22 protein-coding genes and 2 pseudogenes are annotated in these 25082 nt (G+C 62.3%); 14 read left to right on the forward strand and 10 right to left on the reverse strand.

What is annotated here, in order from left to right; translation table 11 throughout:
- Positions 1–114 precede the first annotated feature (114 nt).
- Together istB and istA are read right to left on the reverse strand one after the other, a co-directional pair.
- Positions 115–849, reverse strand: coding sequence for an IS21-like element helper ATPase IstB (istB, locus tag PD284_RS24485; protein WP_274630946.1), 735 nt, complete (start codon positions 847–849; stop codon positions 115–117).
- A gap of 5 nt (positions 850–854) precedes the next feature.
- Positions 855–2349 (reverse strand): annotated as a pseudogene (gene istA / locus PD284_RS24490) (IS21 family transposase); the annotation flags it as partial.
- A gap of 164 nt (positions 2350–2513) precedes the next feature.
- Between istA and PD284_RS24495 the strand changes: the two are divergent.
- Both PD284_RS24495 and PD284_RS24500 read left to right on the forward strand, forming a co-directional pair.
- Complete coding sequence (locus tag PD284_RS24495) at positions 2514–2864, forward strand: transposase (RefSeq protein WP_274630945.1); 351 nt, start codon at positions 2514–2516, stop codon at positions 2862–2864.
- Entirely contained in the window at positions 2837–3661 is an 825-nt protein-coding gene (locus PD284_RS24500) for an IS3 family transposase (RefSeq protein ID WP_274630974.1), read from the forward strand. Before PD284_RS24495 ends, PD284_RS24500 begins: the two co-directional genes overlap by 28 nt.
- Before the next feature lie 238 nt (positions 3662–3899).
- Here the strand turns inward: PD284_RS24500 and PD284_RS24505 are convergent, their stop codons facing one another.
- Together PD284_RS24505 and PD284_RS24510 are read right to left on the reverse strand one after the other, a co-directional pair.
- Complete coding sequence (locus tag PD284_RS24505; protein ID WP_274630947.1) at positions 3900–4226, reverse strand: NIPSNAP family protein; 327 nt, start codon at positions 4224–4226, stop codon at positions 3900–3902.
- Positions 4227–4255: 29 nt separating this feature from the next.
- Positions 4256–5200 carry a LysR substrate-binding domain-containing protein gene (locus PD284_RS24510; protein WP_274630948.1) on the reverse strand — a complete coding sequence of 315 codons (945 nt, stop codon included), beginning with the start codon at positions 5198–5200 and terminating at the stop codon, positions 4256–4258.
- A gap of 319 nt (positions 5201–5519) precedes the next feature.
- Between PD284_RS24510 and PD284_RS24515 the strand changes: the two genes are divergently transcribed.
- The 9 genes from PD284_RS24515 to PD284_RS24555 all read left to right on the forward strand — a co-directional run bounded on the left by PD284_RS24515 (position 5520) and on the right by PD284_RS24555 (position 14058).
- Positions 5520–6083: a cupin domain-containing protein gene (locus PD284_RS24515; RefSeq protein ID WP_274630949.1), complete on the forward strand. Its 564-nt coding sequence runs from the start codon at positions 5520–5522 to the stop codon at positions 6081–6083.
- Complete coding sequence (locus tag PD284_RS24520) at positions 6080–7159, forward strand: fumarylacetoacetate hydrolase family protein (protein WP_274630950.1); 1080 nt, start codon at positions 6080–6082, stop codon at positions 7157–7159. The genes PD284_RS24515 and PD284_RS24520 overlap by 4 nt, the downstream gene beginning before the upstream one ends.
- 23 nt (positions 7160–7182) lie before the next feature.
- Positions 7183–7605, forward strand: a complete 423-nt coding sequence (locus PD284_RS24525; protein WP_274630951.1) for a RidA family protein — start codon at positions 7183–7185, stop codon at positions 7603–7605.
- Between the two features lie 67 nt (positions 7606–7672).
- Entirely contained in the window at positions 7673–9220 is a 1548-nt protein-coding gene (locus tag PD284_RS24530) for a sugar ABC transporter ATP-binding protein (protein WP_274630952.1), read from the forward strand.
- A gap of 29 nt (positions 9221–9249) precedes the next feature.
- Positions 9250–10251, forward strand: a complete 1002-nt coding sequence (locus PD284_RS24535; protein WP_274630953.1) for an ABC transporter permease — start codon at positions 9250–9252, stop codon at positions 10249–10251.
- Between the two features lie 52 nt (positions 10252–10303).
- Positions 10304–11278 (forward strand): sugar ABC transporter substrate-binding protein, encoded by a 975-nt coding sequence (locus tag PD284_RS24540; RefSeq protein WP_274630954.1) that lies wholly within the window; start codon positions 10304–10306, stop codon positions 11276–11278.
- A gap of 127 nt (positions 11279–11405) precedes the next feature.
- Positions 11406–12101 (forward strand): cupin domain-containing protein, encoded by a 696-nt coding sequence (locus tag PD284_RS24545; protein WP_274630955.1) that lies wholly within the window; start codon positions 11406–11408, stop codon positions 12099–12101.
- 246 nt (positions 12102–12347) lie between these two features.
- Positions 12348–13847 (forward strand): amidohydrolase family protein, encoded by a 1500-nt coding sequence (locus PD284_RS24550; RefSeq protein WP_274630956.1) that lies wholly within the window; start codon positions 12348–12350, stop codon positions 13845–13847.
- A gap of 79 nt (positions 13848–13926) precedes the next feature.
- Positions 13927–14058 carry a hypothetical protein gene (locus PD284_RS24555; protein WP_274630957.1) on the forward strand — a complete coding sequence of 44 codons (132 nt, stop codon included), beginning with the start codon at positions 13927–13929 and terminating at the stop codon, positions 14056–14058.
- A gap of 35 nt (positions 14059–14093) precedes the next feature.
- Here the strand turns inward: PD284_RS24555 and PD284_RS24560 are convergent, their stop codons facing one another.
- Positions 14094–14591: an Lrp/AsnC family transcriptional regulator gene (locus PD284_RS24560; protein WP_274630958.1), complete on the reverse strand. Its 498-nt coding sequence runs from the start codon at positions 14589–14591 to the stop codon at positions 14094–14096.
- Between the two features lie 136 nt (positions 14592–14727).
- Here PD284_RS24560 and mdeB point away from each other — a divergent pair, with 136 nt between their 5' ends.
- The 3 genes from mdeB to lpdA are packed head-to-tail and all read left to right on the forward strand — an operon-like array spanning position 14728 to position 20515.
- Positions 14728–17421 (forward strand): alpha-ketoglutarate dehydrogenase, encoded by a 2694-nt coding sequence (gene mdeB, locus PD284_RS24565; RefSeq protein WP_274630959.1) that lies wholly within the window; start codon positions 14728–14730, stop codon positions 17419–17421.
- A gap of 45 nt (positions 17422–17466) precedes the next feature.
- Positions 17467–18762, forward strand: a complete 1296-nt coding sequence (locus tag PD284_RS24570) for a 2-oxo acid dehydrogenase subunit E2 (protein WP_411956290.1) — start codon at positions 17467–17469, stop codon at positions 18760–18762.
- Positions 18763–18769: 7 nt separating this feature from the next.
- The gene (gene lpdA, locus PD284_RS24575) at positions 18770–20515 is read left to right on the forward strand and encodes a dihydrolipoyl dehydrogenase (RefSeq protein WP_274630961.1); all 1746 of its coding nucleotides are present in this window, start codon (positions 18770–18772) and stop codon (positions 20513–20515) included.
- Between the two features lie 238 nt (positions 20516–20753).
- On the opposite strand, the pseudogene PD284_RS24580 reads toward lpdA, so the two are convergent.
- The 5 genes and pseudogenes from PD284_RS24580 to PD284_RS24600 form a co-directional block, all read right to left on the reverse strand.
- Positions 20754–22154: pseudogene (locus PD284_RS24580) on the reverse strand (ISKra4 family transposase).
- Between the two features lie 140 nt (positions 22155–22294).
- The gene (locus tag PD284_RS24585; protein WP_274630962.1) at positions 22295–22789 is read right to left on the reverse strand and encodes an IS1096 element passenger TnpR family protein; all 495 of its coding nucleotides are present in this window, start codon (positions 22787–22789) and stop codon (positions 22295–22297) included.
- The gene (locus PD284_RS24590) at positions 22756–23376 is read right to left on the reverse strand and encodes a WGR domain-containing protein (RefSeq protein ID WP_274630963.1); all 621 of its coding nucleotides are present in this window, start codon (positions 23374–23376) and stop codon (positions 22756–22758) included. Before PD284_RS24590 ends, PD284_RS24585 begins: the two co-directional genes overlap by 34 nt.
- Positions 23377–23453: 77 nt before the next feature.
- Positions 23454–24047, reverse strand: coding sequence for a hypothetical protein (locus PD284_RS24595; RefSeq protein WP_274630964.1), 594 nt, complete (start codon positions 24045–24047; stop codon positions 23454–23456).
- A 276-nt stretch (positions 24048–24323) separates the two neighbouring features.
- Positions 24324–24443: a DUF3606 domain-containing protein gene (locus tag PD284_RS24600; RefSeq protein ID WP_274630965.1), complete on the reverse strand. Its 120-nt coding sequence runs from the start codon at positions 24441–24443 to the stop codon at positions 24324–24326.
- Between the last annotated feature and the right edge of the window lie 639 nt (positions 24444–25082).

Genomic DNA, 25082 nt, shown 5'->3' on the forward strand with positions numbered 1-25082 from the left:
CAGATCGGCATGCAATTTTGACCCCGTCATAGTGCGCGCCGGTGAGCGCCCGACCGGGTGGAGCTGGTCGGGGTTGCGCAGCCCGGTCGGGCGCGTGGGTTAGGATCCCTGGCTTTAGCTTTGAGAGCGGTTCTTGAAGCGCCAGGATTCGTTACCGGTCTCGATGATCTCGCAGTGATGGGTTAGCCGGTCGAGCAGCGCCGTCGTCATCTTGGCGTCGCCGAAGACGGCCGGCCACTCGCCGAACGCGAGGTTGGTGGTGACGATGATCGAGGTCCGCTCGTAAAGTCGGCTGATCAGGTGGAAGAGGAGCTGGCCGCCGGCCTGGGCGAAGGGAAGATAGCCGAGTTCGTCGAGCACGACGAAGTCGAGCCGGGTGAGGTAGTCGGCGATGCGTCCCTGCTTTCCATTGCGGTGCTCGGTTTCGAGCCGGTTGACCAGATCGACGACGTTGAAGAAGCGGCCGCGGGCGCCACTGCGGATGAGTGCGCGGGCGATCGCGATGGCCAGATGCGACTTGCCGGTTCCGGTGCCGCCGATGAGGACGGCGTTGCGCTGATCGGCGACGAAGGCGCCGGTGGCGAGATCGCGGACCAGGGCCTCGTTGACCGGCGTGTCGGCGAAGTCGAAGTCATCGATGTCCTTGGCCAGCGGCAGCTTTGCGACGGTTAGCTGGTATTTGACCGAGCGGGCCTGCTTCTCGGCGATCTCGGCCGAGAGCAGGTCGCCGACGACCCTCGGCGGCTCGTGTTGGCGCTTGATGGCGGTGGCCATGATCTCGTCGTAGGCGCCGCGCATGCCGTAGAGCTTCAGCGTTCCCATCAGATCCAGAACTTCGGTTCGTTCCATCAGCTTGCCCTCCTGAGGCTGTCGTAGCGGGCGCAGTCGGCCTGCGGCTCGTGTCGCAGGCGAAGCGCATCCGGGGTAAGGATGGTCACGGCCGGCGCCGGATCGCGCCGGCGGGCCAGGATGTTGAGGATGACGGCGGAGGAGCAGACGTTCTCGGCGAGCGCCTGCTGGCAGGCGGTCTCGACGGCATCGATGCCGTCCGACAGCACGGCCGTCAGGATCAGCACCATCTGCCGGTCACCTTCGTCGGCAGCCTTCAGCCTGCGCCTGACCCGCTCCATTCCCGGCGGCAACTCCCAGCCCTGGAACGGCGCGCCGTTGCGCAGGGCTCCGGGCTTGCGCGCCAGCACCGGGACGTAGTGCCATGGATCGTAGACCGTATGGTTGCGGCCGAACGAGCGAGCATGCTCGGCCACGACGACGCCGTCCTGGCGGACGACGATGCGGTCGGCATAGGCTTGGATCTCGACTGGCCGACCGACCGCTGTCGACAGCACCGAGTATTTGTTGTTGTCGAAGCGCACGGTGCAGGTCTTCGTCACCGAGGCGGGAACCGTGTGGAATCCGTCGAAGCGGCCGCGATACTCGACCAGCTTGCCGCGTTCCTCCTCGAACACGTCCCAGATCGTGCGCTCCGGCTGATCGACATGGCGGTGCGCTTTGGCCCAGGCGACGCACTTGTCGAGCAGCCAGGCATTCAGTTCCTCGTAGCTCTTGAAGCGCAGCCGCGGTGTGAAGAACCGCTCGCGCACCAGTCCGACCTGGTTCTCGACTTGACCCTTCTCCCAGCCGGACGCCGGCGTGCAGGCTACAGGCTGGACCAGATAGTGGCTGCACATCTGCAGGAAGCGACGGTTGTATTGGCGGTCCTTTCCGACGAAGACCGTCTCCACCGCCGTCTTCATATTGTCGTAGATGCCACGCGTGCAGGCGCCACCGAAGAAGGCGAAGGCCCGGTCATGGGCGTCGAACACCATCTCCTGCGTCTCGCGCGGATAGGCTCTGACGAACATCATGCGGCTGTGGCAGAGCCGGACATGGGCGACCTTCACGGTCACCGTCACGCCGTTCAGGATGACGATCTCGTGGCTCCAGTCGAACTGGTAGGCGTCACCTGGGGGATAGAGCAGCGGCACGTAGGCCTCGGCCATCGCCACGCCACGCGCCTTGTCCCGGCTCTTGGCGTAGCGCCGGATCGCGTCGTAGCTGCCCTCGTAGCCAAGCGACCGAAGTTCTTCATAGAATGCGGATAAGCGTCAGGCGCTCGCGCTTCGCCTTCGCGTCGTTGCCGTCCAGCAGCGCATCAAGCTGCACCTGCCAAGGCCCGATCTTCGGCTGCGGCTGACGCTCACGTTCGTAGGAGAAGGAGGTCTCGCCGGACTGCAATATCCGGCGCACCGTGTTGCGCGACACATGCAACTCGCGGCTGATCCGCTTCAGCGACCAGCCCTGAACATAGAACGCACGCCGGACTCGGACGATCGTATCCACTGACTTCATCCCCTCTCCATCCGCTTGCCGAAACAAACGGATGGTCGCAGATCGACTGAATGAGGGGGGTCATTGGACGCCGATCCTCCCAGCTATGGAGTGCGCCCCTGCGGGCGGACAGATTGATGGAAGGGCATTGACCGGTTGGCCGGGCTTTCGAAGGATGGAAGCCCATGGTTCGACATCGCACCCACAGCATCGAGTTCAAGCGTCAGATCGTGCAGGAGTATCTTGCCGGCGAGACGCTCCACTGCCTCGCCAGGCGGCATGATCTGTCGCGGAACCTAATCCGCATCTGGATCCAGAAATTCGAAGCCGGAGTATTTGACGAGGACGCCGCTGTAGCGGACGCGATCGAGGTCTACGAGGCCAGGATCGCCGCGCTGGAACGGCTCGTCGGAAGGCAGGCTCTGGAGATCGAGTTTCTAAAGGGGGCTCTGAAGCACGGACCGCGGCCGAGAAGCGCGACTACATCCGTGATCACCGGCCCCGGGGCATCTCCGTCGCAGAAGGATGCCGTCTGATGGGAATCGCACGCTCGACCTTCTACGGCCGCCCGGCCGTGAGCTTCGACAACACAGCCCTCGTCGAACGAATGATGGCGATCTCCGACGACTTCGAGGCCTATGGCTATCGCCGCATGCAGGCCGCGCTACGCCAGCAGGGCATGGTCATCAACCACAAGAAACTGCGACGACTGATGCGCGAGCATGACCTTCAGCCTCGCCGGCGCCGGCGCTATGTCGCCACCACCGATGGCGATCACGACCTGCCGATCTTCCCGAACCTGGCGCAAGAGATCGTGCCCGACGGCCCAGATCAGCTCTGGGTCGCGGACATCACCTATGTCGCGATCCCGGCCGGCTTCGCCTATGTCGCCGTCATCCTCGACGCCTGGTCGCGCAAGGTAGTGGGCTATGCGATCGCTCGGTCGATCGACGTGCGGCTGACGCTGGCGGCGCTGCAATCGGCCATCGAGAAGCGGAGACCGCCTCCAGGCTGTATCCATCACACCGACAGGGGTTCGCAATACGCAGCGGGGCGATATCGCCAGGTGCTCGCGCAGCACGGCTTCGTCGGCTCGACGGGGCGCCGGGGCAATCCCTACGATAACGCCAAGGCCGAGAGCTTCATGAAGACGCTGAAGGTCGAGGCGGTTTACCCGATGGCCTACGAGAGCTTCGCGGACGTCGCCGCCGACCTTCCGCGCTTCATCGACCAAGTCTACAATGAGCGCCGGCTACACTCGGCGCTCGGATATCTGAGCCCGCAGCAGTTCGAGGATCAACACGCCCGGCACCCTGTCAAAACCGCCGCCTGATCCTGTCGCCTTCAAGGGGCGCACTCCACTACGGGGTCAAAATTGCACGCCGGTTCACAAACAGGGCTCAATCTCACAACTCCGTGGGACTTCTGACTTTTCTCACATGTGTTGATCAACTGAACGGAGCGGGCGCATTGCCCGCAATCGAGCTCCCGATTGGCGGAAGGCTGAACACTTTTAAGGCTCTCACGAGCTATGTGTCAGCGCTTCGAAACGTGCCTCAGAAGTCAGCGGCTCACGTCGTTGTACCCTGCAGAGCCGGTATGAGGATCGAGTTCCTGACTCGGGCGACAAGGGGACCAGCGGGTTCACTAAGCCTCTTGGCCAACTGCCACCGCGGATCCATGGCAAAGGCCTGCCATTTCGCCTCTCGGTCGGCGAGGCTTTCCCACGCCAGCATATAGTGCAGCGATTGGTCGTTCTCGCCGATCGCAGTAGTCCAAAAACCGAGCGGCCGGATTCCCAACTCGTTCCAGATTGGAAGCGCATGGTCCTCGAAACGCTTGAGGACCATAGGTAGCTTTCCCGGCACGCATTCATAGTAGCGCAATTCATAAATCATTGTGTGGCTCCTACCTTCCGGATGTCGGTCTATTGAACCGCACGTGTCGCCAGCCTGTCCAGGTTCATCGCGGCGACAATTGTCGGCAATCGTTCGGTGATGTGGTCAAGCAACGCCCGAACAGCCGGCAACACACCTTGCTTCGACGGCAGTAAGGCGCTGACCATGGTCGCACCCGCAGTCCAGCCGGGCAGTATGTGGATGAGTTTGCCTGTCCTGATGTCATCGCCGCAGACAGATGCTGGCAACGCGGCGATACCTGCACCGGCTCGGGCAGCTGCGGCGAGGGCAAAAATGTCATTGCTGGCCAGCCGTGGCGTAAGGCATAGACAGATCTGCCGCTTGGTCGAGGTTTCCGTAAATTCCCACCTGGTCTGAGTAGACGTCTCGGACGTCGCCAGCATTTGATGTGACATAAGCTCGTCGGGACCGGCCGGCGGTTTCGAATGTGCAAGATATTCACGGCTGGCAACCATATGTCGCGGCTCGATCAGCAGCCGACGCTGGATCATGGTCGAGTCATCGAGCGCGTCTTCATGGGACAGGATGAACAAGTCCGACATCCGGTTGATCATGTCCGCGGGCCGGTTCAGCACTTCCTGCTTGACGTGGGTGTTCGGATAATTGCGTAGGAACGCTGGCATGATCTCCGCAAAGCAAAGGCGCGATACTGTAGGAGAGCTCGAAAGCCTGATGGTGCCCGTCTGGTCGACCAGCCTACGCTTGACTGCGGTCTCAGCGGCGCGTGCTTCTAGCATCATTCTACGAGCATGTTCGTAGAATTCGCTGCCTAGTTCCGTAACGAGGAAGCTGCGCGGTGTCCTCTGGATCAGCCTTGCCCCCAACCGCGTCTCTAGCTCAGCTATCCGCCTGCTGAGCTTCGATTTCGGCAGGTTCAGCACTTTGCTGGCGGCAGTGATGCCGCTGTTTTCCACGACCTGCGCAAAGTAGTAGTAGTCATTGAAATTAATCAACGATTTCTCCCATTCCGGTTTATCCGCCTGGCCATTGGGGCCCGCCTCTAAGCCCTTGGCACGGTCTCGGTCACTGTGGTGTGGCTCTTTTTGGTATGCAAAAAATGGCACAAAATTTCGTAGCAAGCAATAATTGTTGCAAGACATTTAAATTTGCAAGATTGACGGCGTTGTGATCAATTTTGAAACATAGAGTTCTGGATTTGCAGACTGGTGGCCCCCGCTGGGCAGGTGCGAAGGTAGCGATGAGAGGCGCGGCCGAAGCAGCGAATGCGAGATAACCCCGCTGGCACAAGGTCGCTTCATCTAGGCAAACGCAATGAAGGAAGAAATGTCCAACCCTCATCCAGACCAGAACATAGACCACGTGCGCTTTTACCGGGCGCCGGACGACAACAGGACCGTCGCGATCTACATCGGGGGCCACTTCAGCGCGTTCGACCGGTTCCCGCCATTCATGGAAACCGCCGATGAAATCCGCCATGTCCAGGAAGCCTACAAGGTGGCGGATCCGACACTCGAACGCACAACCAAGGCCCACGTGACCGACAATGGCTGGCCTTTGCAGATCATCATGCTGGAGCGCCAGAAGGGAGCGATCACCCTTCCGCACTACCACGTGCCGAATGAGCCGCTTCCGCCGCTGCCCACCAGGCATCAGATTCTCGTATGTCAGAGCGGGCGTGCTCGCGTCGGCATCTTTACGCGGCAGGGCGTGTTCTTGGGCGACGTCTTTCTCGAGCCCAACGACCTTCTGTTGATGGCTGAAGGCCACGAGGTCGAGTTCCTCGAGCCAAAGACGCGTCTGATCGAGATCAAGCAGGGACCTTTCCCTGGCACCGACGCCGACGACAAGGTTGATATTTCACAGGTGACACAATGAAGATTGCAACATTTCGAATTGATGGCCCACTTGGTGCGATCGACAGGTTCGGCCTCGTGCGGTTTGATGCGGCCAACCGTGATCCGATTGCGGCCGCCAGGGACGGCAAGGGTTGGGTCGTCGATGTAAATGCCGCCTACGCTGCCTTCTCGACAGCAAGGGGCAAGCCCAGCCCGTCCTTGCGCGCCGATGCTTTCGCACCAGCGGATCTCAACGCTACAGCGCTTCTATATGGGCCATCCCTCGATCCGGTCCGTGAAATCGAGGACTGGCTTGCCGCCGAGTGGGATGGCATCGCCGCAGCCAAGCTGCGCGGACCGAAGGGCGAAGTGCTGGCGCGTCGGCTTACCGATGTGAAGCTCATGCCGCCCATCAAGGTGCCGGTGTTGCGTGACTTCGCCGCCTTCGAAGACCATCTCTTGTCGACCTTCGGCAAAATGGGTCTGAAGCTGCCGCCAGAATGGTACGAACGCCCCTTCGCCTTCAAGGCCAATCCGACCTCGATCATTGGCCACGATCACGACGTGCAGTGGCCCCAATATACTAAGAAGCTGGATTTCGAACTCGAGATCGCTGCTGTCGTCGGACTCTCGGCGCGTAACGTCGATGCGGCCGAGGCCGGCAAGCATATCCTTGGGTACACGCTGCTCAATGATTTCTCGGCCCGGGACACGCAGCGTGGCGAGATGGCCAACAATACCGGTCCGTTCAAGGGCAAGGACTTTGCCTGGGGGCTCGGGCCCTGGATCGTAACGCCTGATGAAATGCCGGACGTTCTCAACACGCCGATGCGCGTGCTGGTTAATGGCGAGGTCTGGGCTGAATCGACGCCTGGCCAAATGCAGTGGAGTTTCGAGGAGATGATCTCCTACACCTCGCAGGATGAGACGTTGAACGTAGGCGACGTACTCGGTTCGGGTACCGTCAATCATGGCTGCGGATTCGAACTCGAACGTTGGATTTCGACCGGCGATGTCGTCGAACTCGAAGCTGCTGGGCTGGGCGTTCTGCGCAACCGTATCACGCCGCCTCGCCCGCAGAAGGTCAACTGGCGCAACGTCCGCGCCGCAGCCTGACAACAAAACGGAGGGAGGCCATGATGTCGATAGAATCCGTGCATCCGCAGCCGGAAGAGGCCGCGAACATGCCTTACGCTCCTGCGGTGGAGGTGACCGGCTTCGGCGGCTTGCTGTTCATTGCCGGCGCCACGGCCTCCCCGCTATACCATCGGCATCCGCATGTCGCGGAGGAACATGTGCTGCCTCATGACATGCGCGAACAGACGCGACTGGCACTGGCCAACATCAAGCTGGTCCTGGATGCCAAGGGACTGACATGGCGCAATGTGGTGAAGCTGACGAAGTATGTCACCGATATGCGCGACATGGACGACATGTACGCCGTGCTCAACGAACATTTCGGAGACTGGCGCCCCGCTGGGACGCTGGTGGCAATCAACAATCTCAGTGCTCCTGGTGCGCGGGTCGAACTGGACATGATCGCAGCCGTGCCGGCAGCGTAGTTCTGCAATGCGTGGGCCTGGCGGCCGCATATTCACGCTGCATCGACAGGGTCTGGGAGGGCAAGTGATGGCGCAGTCTGATAACCTGGTAAGCGAAGTGCCGGTTCTGGCCGTCGACGCGGTTGGCAAGGACTATCCGGGCGTGCGTGCGTTGCACCAGGTCAGCCTCGACCTGCGCCGTGGCGAGGTCCATGCGCTGGTAGGCGAAAACGGCGCAGGCAAATCGACGCTGATCCGCATCCTCTCGGGCGACGCTCAGCCGAGTGAAGGCAGCGTGATGCTCGATGGACGGGCCGTCAGCTTCGCTTCGCCGGGAGAGGCACGGCGGGCTGGCGTCGTTACCATCTTTCAGGAACTGATGATCGTTCCAGGCATGACGGTGGCCGAGAATGTCGTGCTCGGCAACGAGCCGGGATCTGGTTTCGATCGCCAGCTCTTCAACCGTCGCGCCGCAGAAGACATCGCCCGCGAAATGTTCCGAGCGCTCGACTGCGAAGACGAGATCGACCCGCGTGCCCGGGCAGGCTCCCTGTCTACTGGTCAAAAACAGATTGTCGAAATTGCTCGGGCCCTGGCTCTCAAGGCCCCGGTCATTATCCTCGACGAGCCTACGGCTTCTCTTTCTGATAAGGAAGCGGACGCCTTGCTGAGGATATTGCGGCGGCTGAAAGCCGAAGGCACGACGATCCTTTATGTTTCCCATCGGCTGAACGAAGTACTCGGTCTTGCCGACCGCATCACCGTGTTGCGCGGCGGCCAGCACGTGAAAACGCTGCCAACGGCGTCTCTGAATGGCGCACACGACCTTATCGAGCTGATGGTCGGGCGTCCGCTGACGGAGCTGTTTCCCGAGCGCAACCGCCGTATAGGGGAGCCGGTGCTTTCTGTGCGGAATCTCGGCCGCGACGGCGTGTTCGACAACATCAGTTTTCACGTGAATGCCGGCGAAGTGATCGGCTTTGCCGGACTGGTGGGTGCCGGCCGCACCGAGATCATGCGTAGCATTTTCGGTGCCGATCCGCGCGACCGGGGGGAGATTGCGAAGCGCGGAGTGCCTATTGAGATTCGTACCCCGACGGATGCCATACGCCATGGCATCGCCTACATCCCGGAAGATCGCAAAGACCAGGGCCTCGTCACCAGCCTCTCCGGCGATGAAAACCTGCTGATGGCTTCATTGTCCGATCACTGTCGCGGGGGCTTCATTTCCTGGACCAGCGCCAGGACGGCCGCTCATGACACGGCCAGGATGCTGCAGTTTCGTGGCCAACTGGCCATGGCTGCGCGCACCAATTCAGGTGGCAATCAGCAGAAGCTGGTGATCGGCAAGTGGATGTTGTCGCGCCCAGAGATCTTCATTTTCGACGAGCCGACGCGGGGCATCGATGTTGGCGCGAAAGCCGAGATCTATCGACTGATACAGGATCTGGCCGGTCAAGGCGCTGCCATTGTCGTGGTCTCGTCCGAAATCTCCGAGCTCCTTCACCTGTGCCACAGAATTCTGGTGGTGTCAGCGGGTGAAGTTCAGGACGAGCTGCTCGAAGACGAGTTCGACGAGCGCCGCATTCTGGCGGGCGCCTTCAAGGGCCACGCCACATCCGCTTCGGCAGCGTAACGCCGCAAGAATGTAGGGGAATTTGCAACATGCAGGCTTACAGTGAAAAGACGCAATCGCTCCAGGGGCGAGACTGGCGAGAGACGCTGGCACGGATCGTTCGGGAGCGCGGTATGGAGATCGCATTGCCGGCTGCGACGATCGGCATGATCATTCTGTTTTCGACCTGCTCCGACGTCTTTCTCACGGCGCAAAACTTCAGGAATATCGGCGTTGCCGCAGCCGCGCTTGCCGCTGTGGCGTTCGGCCAGACATTCGTAATCCTGACGGCCGGCCTCGACCTTTCCGTCGGCTCCACCGTGGCGCTCGTCAGCGTCGTGTTGGCTTTCGTGATGCGCGAATATGGCGTAGCACCGGGGATCGTGGCTGCGCTGATCTGCGGTGCGAGCGTCGGTCTGGTGAACGGGCTCATCATCACGCGCCTGCGCGTGTCGCCGTTTATCGCAACGCTCGCCATGCTGTCCGTGACGGCAGGCTTGGCGCTCAACCTCGCCGGCGGTGTCCCCATTCCAGGACTGCCTTCCAGCTTCGGGCGGCTCGCCTACGGGTCGATATTGGGCATTCCGATGCCGGTTCTCATCGCGGCCGTGACGTTGGTGCTGGCCGAGCTCGCCCTTCGCTACACCCGCTTTGGACGCCATGTCTGCGCCGTCGGCGGCAACGAGGAGGCCGCCCGTCTGTCCGGCATCCGAGTCGAGCGTATCAGGATCGCGGCCTATGCATTCTGCGGGCTGACCGCAGCAGTTGGAGCGATCATTCTTACGGCGCGTGTTTCCTCCGGCCAGCCGACACTTGGCGCTACCTTGCCGCTTGAATCGATCGCTGCAGTCGTGCTCGGCGGTGTGTCGCTCGCTGGCGGTCGAGGATCGGCAATCAACGTGGCTTTTGGCGTTGCCTTCATCAGCATCCTTGCCAACGGGCTCAACCTGCTCAACGTCTCTTCCTACACACAAATGATGATCATCGGGATGTCGCTGATCGCAGCCGTGGCGCTGGACCAGGCGGGCATGCGCCGCAAATCGGGACACTGACCGGGCGGCACCGGGAGTGCCGCACCGCAACCAATAACAAGGGGAAGGAAAAATGAGCTACAGAAAGATCTTTGTTGGTTTGACCTGGGCAGCCGCACTGGGCGCGTTGCTCGCAGGCCCTGCCACCGCACAGGACGCGAAGCCGGTGATCGGCTTGTCGAAGCCCAACCTGAAGGGACCATACCCGACCGCCGAGCTGTACGGGATACTCGACGAGGCCAACAAGCTTGGCTTCGAGGTCGTGGTTCAGGATGCTGGCGGCTACGCCAATATCGACAAGCAACTCGATCAGGTTTCGAACCTCGTCATCAAGGGGGTCAAGGCGGTCTTGATCGATCCAGGCGATCCGGCAGCCCTGAACGGCGTTGCGATGCAGGCGCGCGAGGCAGGGATATTTCTTGTCGGCGCCGGCGTGAACGTGGTCGCTAGCGACGTCGAGCCTGACGCCGCCGTGTCGTCCAGCCATTGCAACATCGGGCGCGAACTGGCCGCTGGGGCCAAGAATCTGATGCCGTCAGGCGGTACGATCGGGCTGCTTGCCGGCCCTGCGGGATCGTTCTGGGCTATCGAGCGGCTCAGGTGCTTCAAGGAGGACATTTCCGGCACGAATATCAAGGTGGTGGCTGAGATGACCAGCGAACAGGATGCGGCGATATCGCTGACCCGCGCCAGCGAGATGCTTCAGCGCAATCCCGAACTTAACATGCTCTACGGTGCCGACGACGTCTATGGCGTTGGGGCGGCCCGCGCTGTGAAGGCCGCGGACCGTTGTGGCATGACCAAGGTGATCTTCTCGGTTCTCGGAGAGGAGGCGGAAGAAATGATGCGGGCCGGCTGCGCCGACTATGTCGTCGCCCAGCAGCCGGTGCTGATCGGTCGTACCGAGGTTCGCGTGGTCGCGGATCTGATGAAGGGCGTCAAGCTCGAGCCCAAGATCATCGACGTGCCGTTGATCGGCGTGACGATGGAAAACCTTGAAACGGTCGATCGGGCCAACATGCATCCTCCCAAGGGATGGCGTCCGTAGGAGGGCGCACGGATGACCCGGCGCTGCGAAATGCAATGGAGATCGCGGCGCCGGAGTCTCTCTTCACTCGAACGCTCGGGTATCTGACCATGATGACTTCTACGGCTGATCTGATAATCGGTTTGTCATGAACAACGGTACAAGTTCCAAGTTGAAGACTGCTGCCGACAGCATTGCCGACAAGGCTAAGCCCGAACCGAACAGGCGAGCCAACGACCTGAAGGGCGCTGGTGTCGAGACCACCGAACCAGTAGCTCTCGAGGCTGCTCGCATTGGTCGCCGGTTGCAGACAATGCGGCGAGCACAGGGTCTTACACTGGTCGATCTCGCCGCGAAGGCGAATTGTTCAGCGAGCTTAGTATCGCGCGTCGAAAACGGGCGGCTGCTGCCGTCGCTTTCGGTGCTCCATAAGTTGGTCGCCGGTCTCGGCACCAGCATGGCCTCCTTCCTCTCCGGCTCAGAGAACGAGAGCTGCATGCTGGTTCGCGCCAGTGAACGGAAAGATGTTGCTCTCGACTATCTTGGAGATCCGCATCAAGGGGTGAGGATCGAGCAGATCATCCCTCACTCGCCCGAACGCACCCTGCAGGGAAATTTGATCACCATTACGGCCGGCCATGGCTCGGCAGGTGACTATTCGCACGTGGGAGAGGAGGCTGGTTTTGTCATGGATGGCTTTATCGAGCTGACCATCGACAAGCAGACCCATGTTCTGGGCAAAGGCGACTCGTTCTGCTTCCGCTCGGAGGCGCCCCACTCGTTCTACAATCCTGGCCCGGGCGAGGCAGTGGTCCTCTGGATCAACACGCCGCCGACATTCTAACGACGGATCCGACAGAAGCTTTGTCCGCGACGCATTCGCGGGCGTAGCTCGTTCGTGCGAACACCGCGCCAGTTTTCCGGCTTGGCTATACGTCTCGCTATCCATCGAAACGGTCGGGCAAAATTGGAATTCTAAGTTCCAGAATTGATGCCTGTCGCTCACCAGTACGCGGTGCGACCTTCCCGGATGTCAGCCGAATTGGCGCTGCGCCCGTGTTTCCACTTTGCATCGATGGAGGAGAACCAAGTGAGCGAGATCACACGCAAGGAGTTTCTCAGATTGGGCGCAGCAGGCGCGGCGGCTATCGCCGTAGCCTCGACCAACCGCCCCGCGCCGGCTGTCGCGGCAGCGCGGGGCGCAGCGCGTGCAACACTGATCCGAGGCGCCGACGTCTTGACGATGGACCAGAAGCTGGGCGAGCTGCCGGGTGCGGATGTGCTGATCCGGGACGGAAAGATCGCCGAGATCGGAATTGGCATCAACGCCGGCGACGCCGAACTGATCGATGCAGCCGGCATGATCCTGATGCCGGGTATGAACGATGGTCACAGACATCTTTGGCTTGGCCTGCACGCTGGCAGGCTCGTCAAGACCGATCCGCAGAAATACTCCGGCTACCAAAGATGGAAAATGCGCACCATGGTGTGCATGACCCCGGAAGATTTCCATCTGGCCGGATATGTTGGCGGGCTCCAGGCGATCAACTCGGGCGTGACGAGCGTGCTGGACTACGCGCATGCCCATCACACCAAGGAAAAGGCGCTCGCTGGAGCACGCGGGTTTGTTGCATCTGGGGTCTCCGGAGTATTCTGCTACCAGGCGTCTCACAATCCGACTTATGGACCTGGAGATACCGTGCCGGAGGCCCAGGCAACGGCCGAGCGGAACGGAGCGCCACAAGAATCCAACTACGAGACGGCAGCACTGCTTCGCGACCTCTTCTCCGAGGAGGGCGATGGCCCGGTGAAATTTGGCATCGCAATCAGCGAGGGGTTGGGCCGACGCAGCATGACAGACATGAAGCGGGAATTTGAACGAGCTCGTTCGTTCAATCCGCATCTGATATGTTGCCATCTCCACAAACCGAATCCAATGCCCCCCTCGGGCGTCTATCGCGGCATTGCCGACCTTCATGCGGCAGGTCTGCTCGGCCCGGATTTTCAGGTTTCACACGGCGTGGAGATGTCGGACGACGAACTCGTCATGCTCCGCGATTCCGGTGGGATGATCTGCTCGTGTGCGATGGGGGAGTTTCCTTATCCGGCAGCTTCCATTCACGGCAAGGCACGGCAGATGGGAATCCCCGCGGGGCTCGGGCTCGACGTGAACATGGCGCTGACCGACGACTATTTCGAGCATGTCCGGGCGGGTTTCTGGAGTCTCTACAGGTCGGTGGAATACGCCGGCATTGCCCGGGCCTATCAATCTGCGGACGTGCTGGATTTCGCGACCCGATGGGGGGCCAAGGCGATGCGCCTAGGTGACGCGGGCTCGATTGCCGTCGGAAACCATGCCGACCTGGTACTTCTCAAGACATCGCGCATCGGCTTCGCCACCTGCGGCAGCCTGGCGGACCGCGTCGTGAATTTTGCTGGCCTTTCCGACATCGACAGCGTTTGGGTGCGCGGCGTCGCGCGTAAGCGACACGGCGAGATGATCGGCATCGATTGGGCAAGCCTTCGAGCACAAATGGTCGATGCTCAGCAGCGGATCGAGCGCGACGCAGCAACCGTAACTCTGACCTGATCATACAGCTGACATCGCGCCTAGAGGCTGATCGTCCTCCTCGCGAGCAAGGGGAAACTCAAGGAGTTGGAGCGCTATCATGCTCACTAAAAGGCCCTCGGCTCATATCGATGTTAACAACGCCGGACATGACGGGGACCCGAACGAGACGGCCGTGTTCCTGGTCCTGCTGCTGGTGGCGTTCCCGCAGCTGACCGCGACCTTCAGATGATGGCGATGCTCGACATAGACGCCGGCACGCACGCGCTATCGGCGCGGCTGCGGGCTGGCGAGGTCCTCGAGCGGCAGGGCGGTCTTGTACTTGACCTGCTTGAGGGCAAAGCTCGAGCGTATGTTGGCGACGCCGCGGGTCTTGGACAGGCGGTCGACGATGAAGTGCTGGAGCGCGACGGTGTCGCGCACCACCACGCGCAGCAGGTAGTCGGAATCGCCGGTCATCAGATAGCACTCCATGACCTCGGGAAGCCGCGCCATCGCCGCCTCGAAAACCTCGAGCAGCGTCTCGGTCTGCTTTTCCAGCGTCACCTGGATGAAGACGCTGACATTGGCGCCCAGCATCACCGGATCGAGCAGGGCAACGCGGCGCGTGATGACGCCCGCCTCTTCGAGGGTGCGTACGCGGGCAAGGCAAGGCGAAGCCGACAGGCCGACGCGCGCAGCAAGCTCGACATTGGTCAGGCTGGCGTCTTCCTGGATCTCCGCCAGGATGCGCATGTCTATCGCGTCAAGATTTATCTGCGGCATATCCTGCTTCAATTCAACTCTATCGCGGCTATATCTGCTGCATTCTCCCAAATTTGCAACATCTTCGGCAGGAAATGCCGGAGCCTTGCCGCTATTGTCGCGCGCAAGTGGAAACCTAAGGAACTGGAGCGCCATCATGCTCACTAAGACCGCGTCCGCCCCTTTCGGTGAGATCAGCACCGGACATGACGACGACCCGCAGGAGACGGCCGACTGGCTGGCGTCGCTGGAGTCGGTGTTTTTCAATTCGGGCGGTACGCGGGCCGAATTCATTCTCGGCGAGCTCGATCGCAAGGCCAAGGAGCTCGGCATCGTTCATGAGGCACTGCCGTTTTCGCCCTACCGCAACAGCATTTCGCTGGAGAAGCAGCCGCCGTTCCCCGGCGACCTCGCCATGGAGGAGCGCATCACCGCGATCATCCGCTGGAACGCGCTGGCGATGGTCGTGAAGGCCAACAAGGCCTATGGCGAGCTCGGCGGCCACATCGGCAGCTATGCCTCGGCGGCGGAGATCTTCGAGGTCGGCTTCAACCACTTCTTCCGTGCCGACACCGGCGAGGGCGACGGCGACGTGGTCTTTTTCCAGCCGCATTCGGCACCCGGCGTCTATGCCCGTGCCTATCTCGAAGGACGACTTTCGGAAGAGCATCTCCAGCACTATCGCCAGGAGATCGGCGGTACCGGCCTGTGCTCCTATCCGCATCCCTGGCTGATGCCCGACTTCTGGCAGGTGCCGACGGGGTCGATGGGCATCGGCCCGATCACTGCTGTCTACCAGGCCCGCTTCATGCGCTACCTGAACGACCGGGGCCTCGCCAACACCGAAGGCCGTCATGTCTGGGGAGTGTTCGGCGACGGCGAGATGGACGAGCCGGAATCGGTCGCCGGCCTGTCGATCGCAGCGCGTGAAAAGCTCGACAACCTGACCTTCATCATCAACTGCAACCTGCAGCGCCTCGACGGTCCTGTGCGCGGAAACGGCCAGATCATCCAGGAACTCGAGAGCACATTCCGCGGTGCCGGCTGGAACGTCATCAAGGTGCTGTGGGGCTCGGAGTGGGACGCGCTGTTTGCGCGCGACACCCAGCACGCGCTGCTCCGTCGTTTTGCCGCCACGGTCGACGGCAAGTACCAGACGCTGGGCGCTAAGGACGGTGCCTACAACCTGGCGCACTTCTTCGAGGAGGATCCCGAAGTCAAGGCGCTGGTCGCCCATATGTCTGACAACGACATCGACGCCCTGACGCGCGGTGGCCACGATTTCCGCAAGCTGTTTGCAGCTTTCGAGGCGGCCAGGGCGACCAAGGGCCGTCCGACTGTCATCCTGGCCAAGACCAAGAAGGGTTTCGGCATGGGCGCTGCTGGCGAGTCGCGCATGACCGTGCACCAGTCCAAGAAGCTCGACGTCGACGCCCTGCTGACCTTCCGCGACCGCTTCTCGCTGCCGATCAGCAACGAGCAGGCCGAGCAGGTCGCGTTCTATAAGCCAGCTGAAGACAGCGCCGAGCTCAACTATCTCCGCTCGCGCCGCAAGGCGCTCGGCGGCTACCTGCCGGCGCGCCGCCGCACGGCGGATTCGGTGGCGATACCGTCGCTACAGAGCTACGCCGACTTTGCCCTCAATGCCGAAGGCAAGGAGATGTCGACGACCATGGCTGCGGTCCGACTGCTCGGCAACATGATCAAGGACAAGGAGATCGGGCCGCGCATCGTGCCGATCGTCGCCGACGAGGCCCGTACCTTCGGCATGGCCAACCTGTTCCGCCAGGTCGGTATCTATTCGCCGGTCGGCCAACTCTACGAGCCAGAGGATGCCGGCTCGATGCTCTACTACAAGGAAACCAAGAACGGGCAGCTGCTCGAGGAAGGCATCACCGAAGCAGGTGCGATCTCGTCCTGGGTGGCCGCTGCGACGTCTTACAGCGTGCACAACCTCGCCATGCTGCCGGTCTACATCTACTACTCGATGTTCGGCTTCCAGCGCGTCGGCGACCTGATCTGGGCTGCCGCCGACCAGCGCTCGCGCGGTTTCCTTATCGGGGCGACCGCAGGCCGGACGACGCTGGCGGGCGAGGGCCTGCAGCATCAGGACGGTTCGAGCCTGCTGGTGGCCTCGACCGTTCCGAACTGCCGCGCCTACGATCCGACCTTCGCCTATGAGCTGGCGGTCATTCTCGACCACGGCGCCCGCGCCATGATGGAGCAGGGCAAGGACGAGTTCTACTACATCACCGCGATGAACGAGAACTACGCCCAGCCGTCGATACCGGCTGGCGTGGAAGCCGACATTATCAAGGGCCTGTACAAGATCGCCGGCCACAAGCCCAAGAAGAGTGCCGGCCTTGTCCGCCTGCTCGGTTCCGGCACCATCCTGCCGCAAGTGATCGAGGCGGCGCAGATGCTCGCCAATGATTGGGGCGTCGCCTCCGAGGTGTGGAGCGCCACCAGCTTCTCCGAGCTGTCGCGCGATGCACGCGAGGCGGAGCGTCACAACCGCTACAACCCGCTCGGCGAGCCGGTGGTCAGCCATCTCGCCCACTGCCTGCCCGGCAAAGCGCCGATCGTCGCCGCCACCGACTATGTCCGCGCCTATTCGCAGCTGATTGCGTCCTATGTCGAGGCGCCGTTCACCGCGCTCGGCACCGACGGCTTCGGCCGCAGCGACACGCGCTCGGCGCTGCGCGATTTCTTCGAGGTCGACCACCGCCACATCGCCGTGGCAGCTCTGGCGTCACTCGCTGCCGAAGGGTCGGTGACGCGTCAGACGGTTGCCGACGCCATCGCCCGCTACGGCCTCGACGTTGCGGCCGATGCGCCCTGGCTGCGCTGATCCGGGTCGAGTTCCAGTTCTGAAAGAGTTGATATGAGCCAGCAAATGGAAGTCAGGTTGCCAGACATCGGCGACTACAAGAATGTCCCTGTTGTCGAGTTCCTGGTGAAGCCGGGAGACGTCGTGGCGGTGGAAGACCCACTGATGACGGTGGAATCCGACAAGGCGACGATGGAGATCCCGGCACCTTTCGCAGGAACTGTCAGGGAGTTTGCGGTGTCGATCGGCACCCGCGTGTCGCAGGGCGCGCTGTTGCTGACGATCGATGCCGCAGCGCCGGCAACGGCGCCTGCAGCACCGGCGCCGGAAATCATCAAGCCCGAGGCGGCTCCTGCAGCTCCGCCCGTCAAGGCCGAGCTTCCGGCTCAGGTGCAGGCATCACCGGTGCCGGCGCCGGCGCCCGGGAGCAGTGGGCCGGCGGTGCCCCTGGAGACCTCGGCAGGCGCCCATGCGACGCCGTCGGTGCGCGCCTTCGCGCGTGAGCTCGGCGTCGACCTTGGCACGGTGAAACCGTCCGGCGCCAAGGGCAGGATCCTGCGCGAAGACGTTACGGCGCACATCAAGGAACGCCTGGCGGGCGAATCATCGGTGCAGGTGTCGGGCTCCGGCATCGGTGCCGGCCTGCCGGCCTGGCCTGCGGTCGACTATGAGAAGTTCGGCCCCGTCGAACGCCAGCCGCTGTCGCGCATCCAGAAGATCTCAGGCGGCAATCTGACCCGCAACTGGCTCACCATTCCGCATGTCACCAACTTCGACAAGGCCGACGTGACCGGGCTCGAGGAGTTCCGCAAGGAACTCAATGCGGCAAACAAGGACGCCAAGGTGACCATGGTCGCCTTCCTGATCAAGGCGTCAGCGCTGGCGCTCAAGGCCAATCCGCGTTTCAACGCCTCGCTCGACGGCGAGGAGCTGGTGCTCAAGAACTACGTCCATGTCGGCTTTGCCGCCGACACGCCGAAGGGGCTGATGGTGCCGGTGATCCGCGATTGCGACCGCAAGGGCGTGCTCGAGATTGCCACCGAGATGCGGGCGCTGGCTGACAAGGCGCGCGGGGGCGGGCTGTCGGCCGCCGACATGCAGGGCGGCTGTTTCTCGGTGTCGTCGCTTGGCGGCATAGGTGGGGCAGGTTTCACGCCGATCATCAATGCGCCCGAAGTTGCGATCCTCGGTGCCGGCCGTTCGGCGATGGAAGCCATATGGGACGGCAAGGCTTTCCAGCCGAAGCTGATCATGCCGGTCTCGTTGTCGTGGGATCACCGCGTCATCGACGGTGTGGCCGCGGCCAGGTTCCTTGGCCACATCGCTGCCCTCCTGGGCGACTTCCGCCGCGCGATCGTTTGAGGCCGAGATGAGCATCACCGAAATCAGGGTGCCCGAAATGGGCGACTTCAAGGATGTCGCCGTCATCGAGGTCCACATCAAGCCGGGCGACGACGTCGCCGTCGAGCAGACGCTGATCGTGCTCGAATCCGACAAAGCCTCGATCGACGTGCCGGTGCCCTTTGCGGGGCGTATCGCCTCGGTCGAGCTGGCCATTGGCCAGCGCGTTTCCAAGGGCGCGTTGATCGCTACTGTGGAAGCGGCAGCTGCCCCAGGCGAAACCAGGCCTGCAGCCAAACCGGAAGCGCCGGCGGCAGCCGCCATGCCGACCGCGGCAGCCACGCCGTCGCCGGCCCCAGGTGCGGCGCCCGACTGCGACGTGCTGGTGATCGGCGGCGGACCCGGCGGCTATTCCGCCGCATTTCGCGCCGCCGACCTCGGCCAGCGCGTGATCCTGGTCGAGCGCGATGCGACGCTGGGTGGCGTCTGCCTCAATGTCGGCTGCATCCCCTCCAAGGCGCTGCTCCACGTCGCAGCGATCAAGGAGGAGGCCGAGCGCCTCGCCGACCATGGCGTTGCCTTCGACACGCCGACCGTCGACCTGGACAAGTTGCGCAGCTTCAAGGCCGGTGTCGTCTCAAAACTGACCGACGGGCTGAAGGGCATGGCGCGGTTGCGCAAGGTCGAGGTGGTCGGGGGTACGGCGACATTTGCCGACGCCAACGCTGTCGACGTTGCCCTGTCCGACGGCGCGAGCCGCAAGATCGTCTTCGCCAAAGCGATCGTCGCCGCCGGCTCTGTGCCCGTCCGGCTGCCGTTCCTGCCGGACGATCCGCGCATCGTCGATTCCACCGGCGCGCTCGAACTGCCCTTCATCCCCGAACGCATGCTAGTCATCGGCGGCGGCATCATCGGGCTCGAAATGGCCACCGTCTACAGCGCGCTCGGCGCGCGCGTCGATGTGGTCGAGCAACTCGACAGACTGTTGCCCGACGTCGATCGCGACGTGGTCGAGATCTGGCGCAAGCGAAACGCCCATCGCTTCGATGCCATGCTGCTCGGCGCACGCGTCGAAAGCGTGGTCGCGGAGAGGGACGGGCTCGCGGTGACGACGAGCGGCGAGGGCGCTGGCGTCAGGCGCTACGACCTGATCCTGCAGGCGGCGGGCCGGCGACCGGCAGCCGAGGCGCTGCAACTTGCTGCTGCCGGCGTCACGCTCGATGCCAGAGGCTTCATCGAGGTCGACGCGCAGATGCGGACGCGCAACCAGAGCATCTTCGCCGTCGGCGACGTCACCGGCAATCCGATGCTGGCGCACAAGGCCGTGCACCAGGGCCATGTTGCCGCCGAGGCGGCGACAGGGCTCAAGAGCTTCATGGACGCCAAGATCGTGCCGTCGGTCGCTTATACCGATCCCGAAATCGCCTGGGTCGGCGTGACCGAGGACGCGGCCAAGGCTGCGGGGCGCGCCATCGAAGTTGGCAAGTTCCCGTGGGCGGCGTCCGGTCGGGCCATCGCCAACGACGCCGACTACGGCCTGACCAAGCTGGTGTTCGACAAGGAGACGGACCGCGTCATCGGCGGGGCCATCATCGGACCTTCTGCCGGCGACATGGTCGGCGAGATCTGCCTGGCCATCGAGATGGGGGCGGATGCTGTCGACATCGGCAAGACCATTCATCCCCACCCGACTCACGGCGAGACCATCGGCATGGCCGCCGAGGTTGCAGAAGGCGTCTGCACCGACCTGCCGCCGGCGAGAAAACGGGGCTAGCTTTGCTCACCCCCGGCAGCGACCAAGCGCTGCATATTTGGCCGCGAGATAGTCGAGCAGGGGCACGGAAGGCAGCAGGCCGCAGGGTGAGGGGAAGACGGTGTGGATGATGCCGGTCTTGCGCTCGCAGTCCGGCAAGACGTCGCGTCTGTCGCAAAGTTTGCGCCTGGACTCCGTCTGTTACAGCAGTTCGTCCAAGTCGCCGCCTGAATCGGGAGCATAAGGATCTGTGTGGCAGTTACGCTGCCGCCCGGTTGTCGGCGCCGAGTTGATTGTCGTTTGCCATTCCCGGATACCACTTCTCAAAGGTGGCTCGCAGCGAGCCGTCGAGGGTCTGCGTTCGGGTTTGCAGAAAGAGATGCGCGCCGGTCCGGCTCCATTGCATCTGCTGTTTCTTGGCGAAGCGCTTGCTGATGACGGCGTTGACGGTCGCCTCGACGAAGGCGGAGGATATCCGCTCTCCGGACCGGTAGCGCTCGCCGTAGTTGATCAGGCTAGCGTGGTTTGATCCGATATAGGATCGGAACTCGCCGATCGCCGTCAGGAACTTTCTCATGTTCGGATAGTCGGTTTCCGTGGCTTCGGCATCGTCGCGAAGCCAATCGATCTCCTCGCGAGCCCGGTACGTGTTGCCGTGCCACAAGTACCATTTGATCCGTGTCAGCATATCCAGCATGGCGTTGCCGGCCTCCTCGTCATGATGGCAAAGGCCTTGGGCGAATTGGCGAAGCACGGTGATCCGCATTGTAATATGGAACCAGTCCAGCACATGCTCGCTGGCCGGCGCGATCATTTCGGCCAGTGACCGCACTTCCTCGCCACCGTCAGTGATGAAGGTGATGTCCTGGTTGGCCTGCACGCCCTGCTTCTTGAGATGGTCGAAGATCCGGCGCTGCGGCTTGCGATCGTGACCATGGACGAAGCCGATATAGCGCGGTTCGCCATCCTCAGGCAGAGAGCGGCCGACGATCAGCTCGAAGTTCTTCTTCCGGTCGTCACGATCCCGGATGTATCCGCCATCAAGGCCGACGACGATGCGGCCGTCGGGAATTGGCAAGTCCGCCCAATCTTGAGGGCAAGAATCCTGCATGAAAGAAACCCGCTCTTCCGTCAGCTCCCGCTCGATTCGAGTGGCCGTTTTCAGGGCATGCTTGCGTATCGTCGTGGCGTTGGTCCCGCGGTCGACAGGCAACACGTCGGCTAGCAACTCGGCCGCGGCGGCATACGGCACCAGCGAGGCCCAGCGCGTTTAGAGATAAAGGCGTTCGGGCGCGATGTGATCGGGGATCAATTGCCGCAACGGCGACACCGTGCCCGGCCCCTTGCGCCCTTCGTCTTTTGGCAGAGCGTATCGCGGGCTCCTGAGCCGGACATCGCCGAACAGCGTGTGGAAGGTGACGGGATAATATCCTTTGTGTCGCAACCGGAGGCCGTCCATATCGCGGCTTTCCTTTAGCCACAGGTCCACTTGCGTCTCCACCATCTTCTGCTGAAGTCTGGCAAGCAGGGCCTTGCCCTCGGCGAGTGACAGGCCGAGATCTTCCGCACCCGTTGTGACCTTCGTCATGTCGGCGATGATCTCGCGGTCGATCATTCCGCTGTCGTCGCCGGTGAGTTCCATGACGATCTGAACCTGCATGCTGTATCTCCTTGCCGATTATGCCACACAGTGCTCCGGTCACGCGATCATTGCCCCCGGACATTCAGCAGATCGCGGTGACGACGCTGCCCTTCTTGCTGCCGATCTGCTCGCGAACGAGCATGGTTCGGACGGACACATCACATCTGCTGATGCATATGCGTGAGATGTTCGTTCCGCCGCAGGCGCTTATTGGCTTGCCGTCGCTTGAACGGCTTGCCCAGAAGGTCTTCGCGGCTCTCGATCCGGAAAAGCAGCTCTTGCAATTCCTCCGCCCGATCCGGATCGTCGAAAATTGCCAAGGATCGGGTGTCGCTGATTTCCTGGATGAGCGCCAACGCCGTCATGACATCCTCATCCGTTTCCAGTCCAAAGGCCTCGTCCTTCCGATGCATCCAGCTCTCCGCGCCGCCGCTGCCCTCTGGCGGGCAATTGCCATCGCCACCGATGCAACAGGGATAAAGCGTTCTTGGTTTGGCGGCGCGCCGCTCTTCCAGCCGCACCTCATGCCCCCAGGGAACATTGAGATCGTATTCGTAGAGAAACCGGCTGCCCTTCCGCAGTTTCAGGGCATTGAGCCCAATGTCGGGCGATTCCGCAGTCAGCTCCCATGAGCCGTAGCAGACAGTATGCACGACGAACTGCCCTCCCAGCCCATCACGATCTGGAGGACGCCGTGAAATTCGCGCAGGGCCATGGTCGCCGGCACTTGCACCCGGCGCCAGACCATCGGGCTAAGACCTTTCAGCCAGACGCGGAACTGCAGGATTGTCGGAGCCTCATCCGGAGTACGGGTGCTATCGGGATTTGACGGTGAAGGGCGGCTCGATCGGCGCGGTGGTTTCATAAAATGGCAGCCTCGACAAAAATCACTGCCCAGCCTTATCGCACTCTCCCCGATTTCGGCACTGCCACACAGATCCTTATGCTCCCCCTTATGTGACGACGTCGGCGTTTTTGTCGCGCTCCGATAACCGCGCTGGTTCTTTTTAAGCTGAAGCCGGCGCAGGGCGGCTTCTGCCTCGGGCGCTGTTGCGAAGGTGTCGAGGCGGGTCCGGCCGCGGGTGCCGATACGACCCCAGTTGCGGGTCACGCAGCTTTCACCGAACAGGGTGGGGGAGACGTGCATGGCGTAGAAGCGCGCCATGTTTTTGGAGGCGTCGATGCGGTGCAGGAGAACGGATGCGTCGGTGTCCCTACTCATGATCGCATGATGCGGCATGAGGCTGGGACCTTCCAACGTATTCGGTGAATCATTGGAAGGGGATTGATTCACGACGCTGATGGGTTGCTGGCGCGTCAGCTTTTTTCTTGCGGTTTTGGGGGGTCTTTGCGCAGGGTGATTTTGAACGGCCAGCCTGCATGCACGTCGTCGCGGTTGTAGAACATGCCGAGGGCGATGCTGTCTACGTAGGGATGGGGGTGTGCGCGCAGCGACGGCAAGAGATAGTCCCAATGCTTGGGCAGCGGCAGCTCGAACATGGCGCAGCCATGGCCGTCGTCGTCGTCCCAGGTGCCTTGATAGCGGACGTTGAGGCCGTCCTCATCGACGGCGCGCATGCGCAGGACGCCGTTCTTCCAGGCGTATTTGACAACGAGGTCGTCACCGTCGGCGGCGACAGCGGTTACCGGGGCGGGCGTGTCGACATTGCCGAAGGGCGGCGACAGCTGCCATGCCACGGCGAGGTCGTCGGTGATGGCGGTGAGCAGGCGGGAGTGGGTGGCGTTGTATTTTTCGACGTCCTTGGGCTCGTCGATCTGATGATTGTAGCAGAGGTCGAAGATACCGTCCGGCATCTGCGCCCGGAACGCTTCGGTGGCGAGGAAATACAGGAAGAACGGAAGTGTGATGAAAAAAACGATGGTGAGCGCGCGGTCGGCTGCCTTCCACATCTTTCGCCACATGCTTGCCCCCGACGTTGGCTGGTCCAGGCTGGCCTAGAATGCGGGGGATTTTGCTTGCCGTCTAGTAGCGGCGTTTGCTGGCGCGGACGATGCGCATCGTGTCTTCTTGCGAGAGCTGTCGGTGCTGCGGTTCGGCATGGTGCATGACCTGCGCGAGGTCGCGCTTGTCGTAGGCCTAGCCGCAGATCGGGCAGGGTTCGAAATGCTCGCTTTCGTCCAGCACGGTTTCATCGGTCGTGCCGATGATGCCGAGATCGTTCTTGATCATGGCTGTTTGATCCGCTTGGCGTGCTTGACGAGTGTGGCGCGGTCGTTGCCGTGTTCGCGGATGAGCTGGCGGGCCTGGTCTGGCGTGATGCCGGTCTGTTCGGCGAGGTACTGCACCTCGTAGTTTTCGCCGGCGGCGACACGGGCGCGGTCGCGGTTGTCGCGCTTACTCTTGTCGTTGGTCAGGCCATCGCCTCGCGACCGGATCAGCTGCTTTTTGTGGCCTTCGACCTATTGCACTATGATGGGTTTGACCTGCGGCCGATGGCGGTGGAGGAGCGCCGTCACATTCTTGGCGACCTGATCGAGCCGGGCGGGCGCGTTCAGTTCAGTCAGGAACTGAAGGCGAGGCGACCGATCGGTTTCGGCGCATCAAGCGGGCCGGGCTGGAGGGCATCGTCTCGAAGCTGCGGGTCAGCCGATATCGGAGCGGACCGTCGCGGCAGTGGCTGAAGACGAAGAGTTACGATGTTGCGGTGATGGATATCGTGGGTATCCAGCGGGAACGCGGCAAACCGGCGATGGCCTTGATGGCGCAGGATGGCCGTTATGTCGGCGGCGCGTTCATCACGTTAGACCGTGGCGTCAGAGAGCGATTGTGGGCGCGCGTTCAGAAAAAGGCAGGCGGGAAACCGCCGCCAGGCGTTTCACCGGATAAGGCGCAGTGGCTGAAGCCGGGTTTGGGGGCACGGTGAAGTTCTTGAGAGGCGAAGAGAAGTTGCGGCACGCCAGCTTGCAGGCATTCGAGGAGCGTGG

The sequence above is a fragment of the Mesorhizobium shangrilense genome (assembly GCF_028826155.1).
Taxonomy (GTDB): Bacteria; Pseudomonadota; Alphaproteobacteria; order Rhizobiales; family Rhizobiaceae; genus Arvimicrobium; species Arvimicrobium flavum.

Coding starts and splice junctions, on each gene's coding strand:
- PD284_RS24595 (WP_274630964.1), bottom strand. CDS start 24,047: ATGTGGAAGGCAGCCGACCGCGCGCTCACCATCGTTTTTTTCATCACA.
- PD284_RS24545 (WP_274630955.1), top strand. CDS start 11,406: ATGAACAACGGTACAAGTTCCAAGTTGAAGACTGCTGCCGACAGCATT.
- lpdA (WP_274630961.1), top strand. CDS start 18,770: ATGAGCATCACCGAAATCAGGGTGCCCGAAATGGGCGACTTCAAGGAT.
- PD284_RS24530 (WP_274630952.1), top strand. CDS start 7,673: ATGGCGCAGTCTGATAACCTGGTAAGCGAAGTGCCGGTTCTGGCCGTC.
- PD284_RS24515 (WP_274630949.1), top strand. CDS start 5,520: ATGAAGGAAGAAATGTCCAACCCTCATCCAGACCAGAACATAGACCAC.
- PD284_RS24555 (WP_274630957.1), top strand. CDS start 13,927: ATGCTCACTAAAAGGCCCTCGGCTCATATCGATGTTAACAACGCCGGA.
- mdeB (WP_274630959.1), top strand. CDS start 14,728: ATGCTCACTAAGACCGCGTCCGCCCCTTTCGGTGAGATCAGCACCGGA.
- PD284_RS24535 (WP_274630953.1), top strand. CDS start 9,250: ATGCAGGCTTACAGTGAAAAGACGCAATCGCTCCAGGGGCGAGACTGG.
- PD284_RS24590 (WP_274630963.1), bottom strand. CDS start 23,376: ATGCCGCATCATGCGATCATGAGTAGGGACACCGACGCATCCGTTCTC.
- PD284_RS24495 (WP_274630945.1), top strand. CDS start 2,514: ATGGTTCGACATCGCACCCACAGCATCGAGTTCAAGCGTCAGATCGTG.
- PD284_RS24520 (WP_274630950.1), top strand. CDS start 6,080: ATGAAGATTGCAACATTTCGAATTGATGGCCCACTTGGTGCGATCGAC.
- PD284_RS24540 (WP_274630954.1), top strand. CDS start 10,304: ATGAGCTACAGAAAGATCTTTGTTGGTTTGACCTGGGCAGCCGCACTG.
- PD284_RS24570 (WP_411956290.1), top strand. CDS start 17,467: ATGGAAGTCAGGTTGCCAGACATCGGCGACTACAAGAATGTCCCTGTT.
- istB (WP_274630946.1), bottom strand. CDS start 849: ATGGAACGAACCGAAGTTCTGGATCTGATGGGAACGCTGAAGCTCTAC.
- PD284_RS24525 (WP_274630951.1), top strand. CDS start 7,183: ATGTCGATAGAATCCGTGCATCCGCAGCCGGAAGAGGCCGCGAACATG.
- PD284_RS24505 (WP_274630947.1), bottom strand. CDS start 4,226: ATGATTTATGAATTGCGCTACTATGAATGCGTGCCGGGAAAGCTACCT.
- PD284_RS24560 (WP_274630958.1), bottom strand. CDS start 14,591: ATGCCGCAGATAAATCTTGACGCGATAGACATGCGCATCCTGGCGGAG.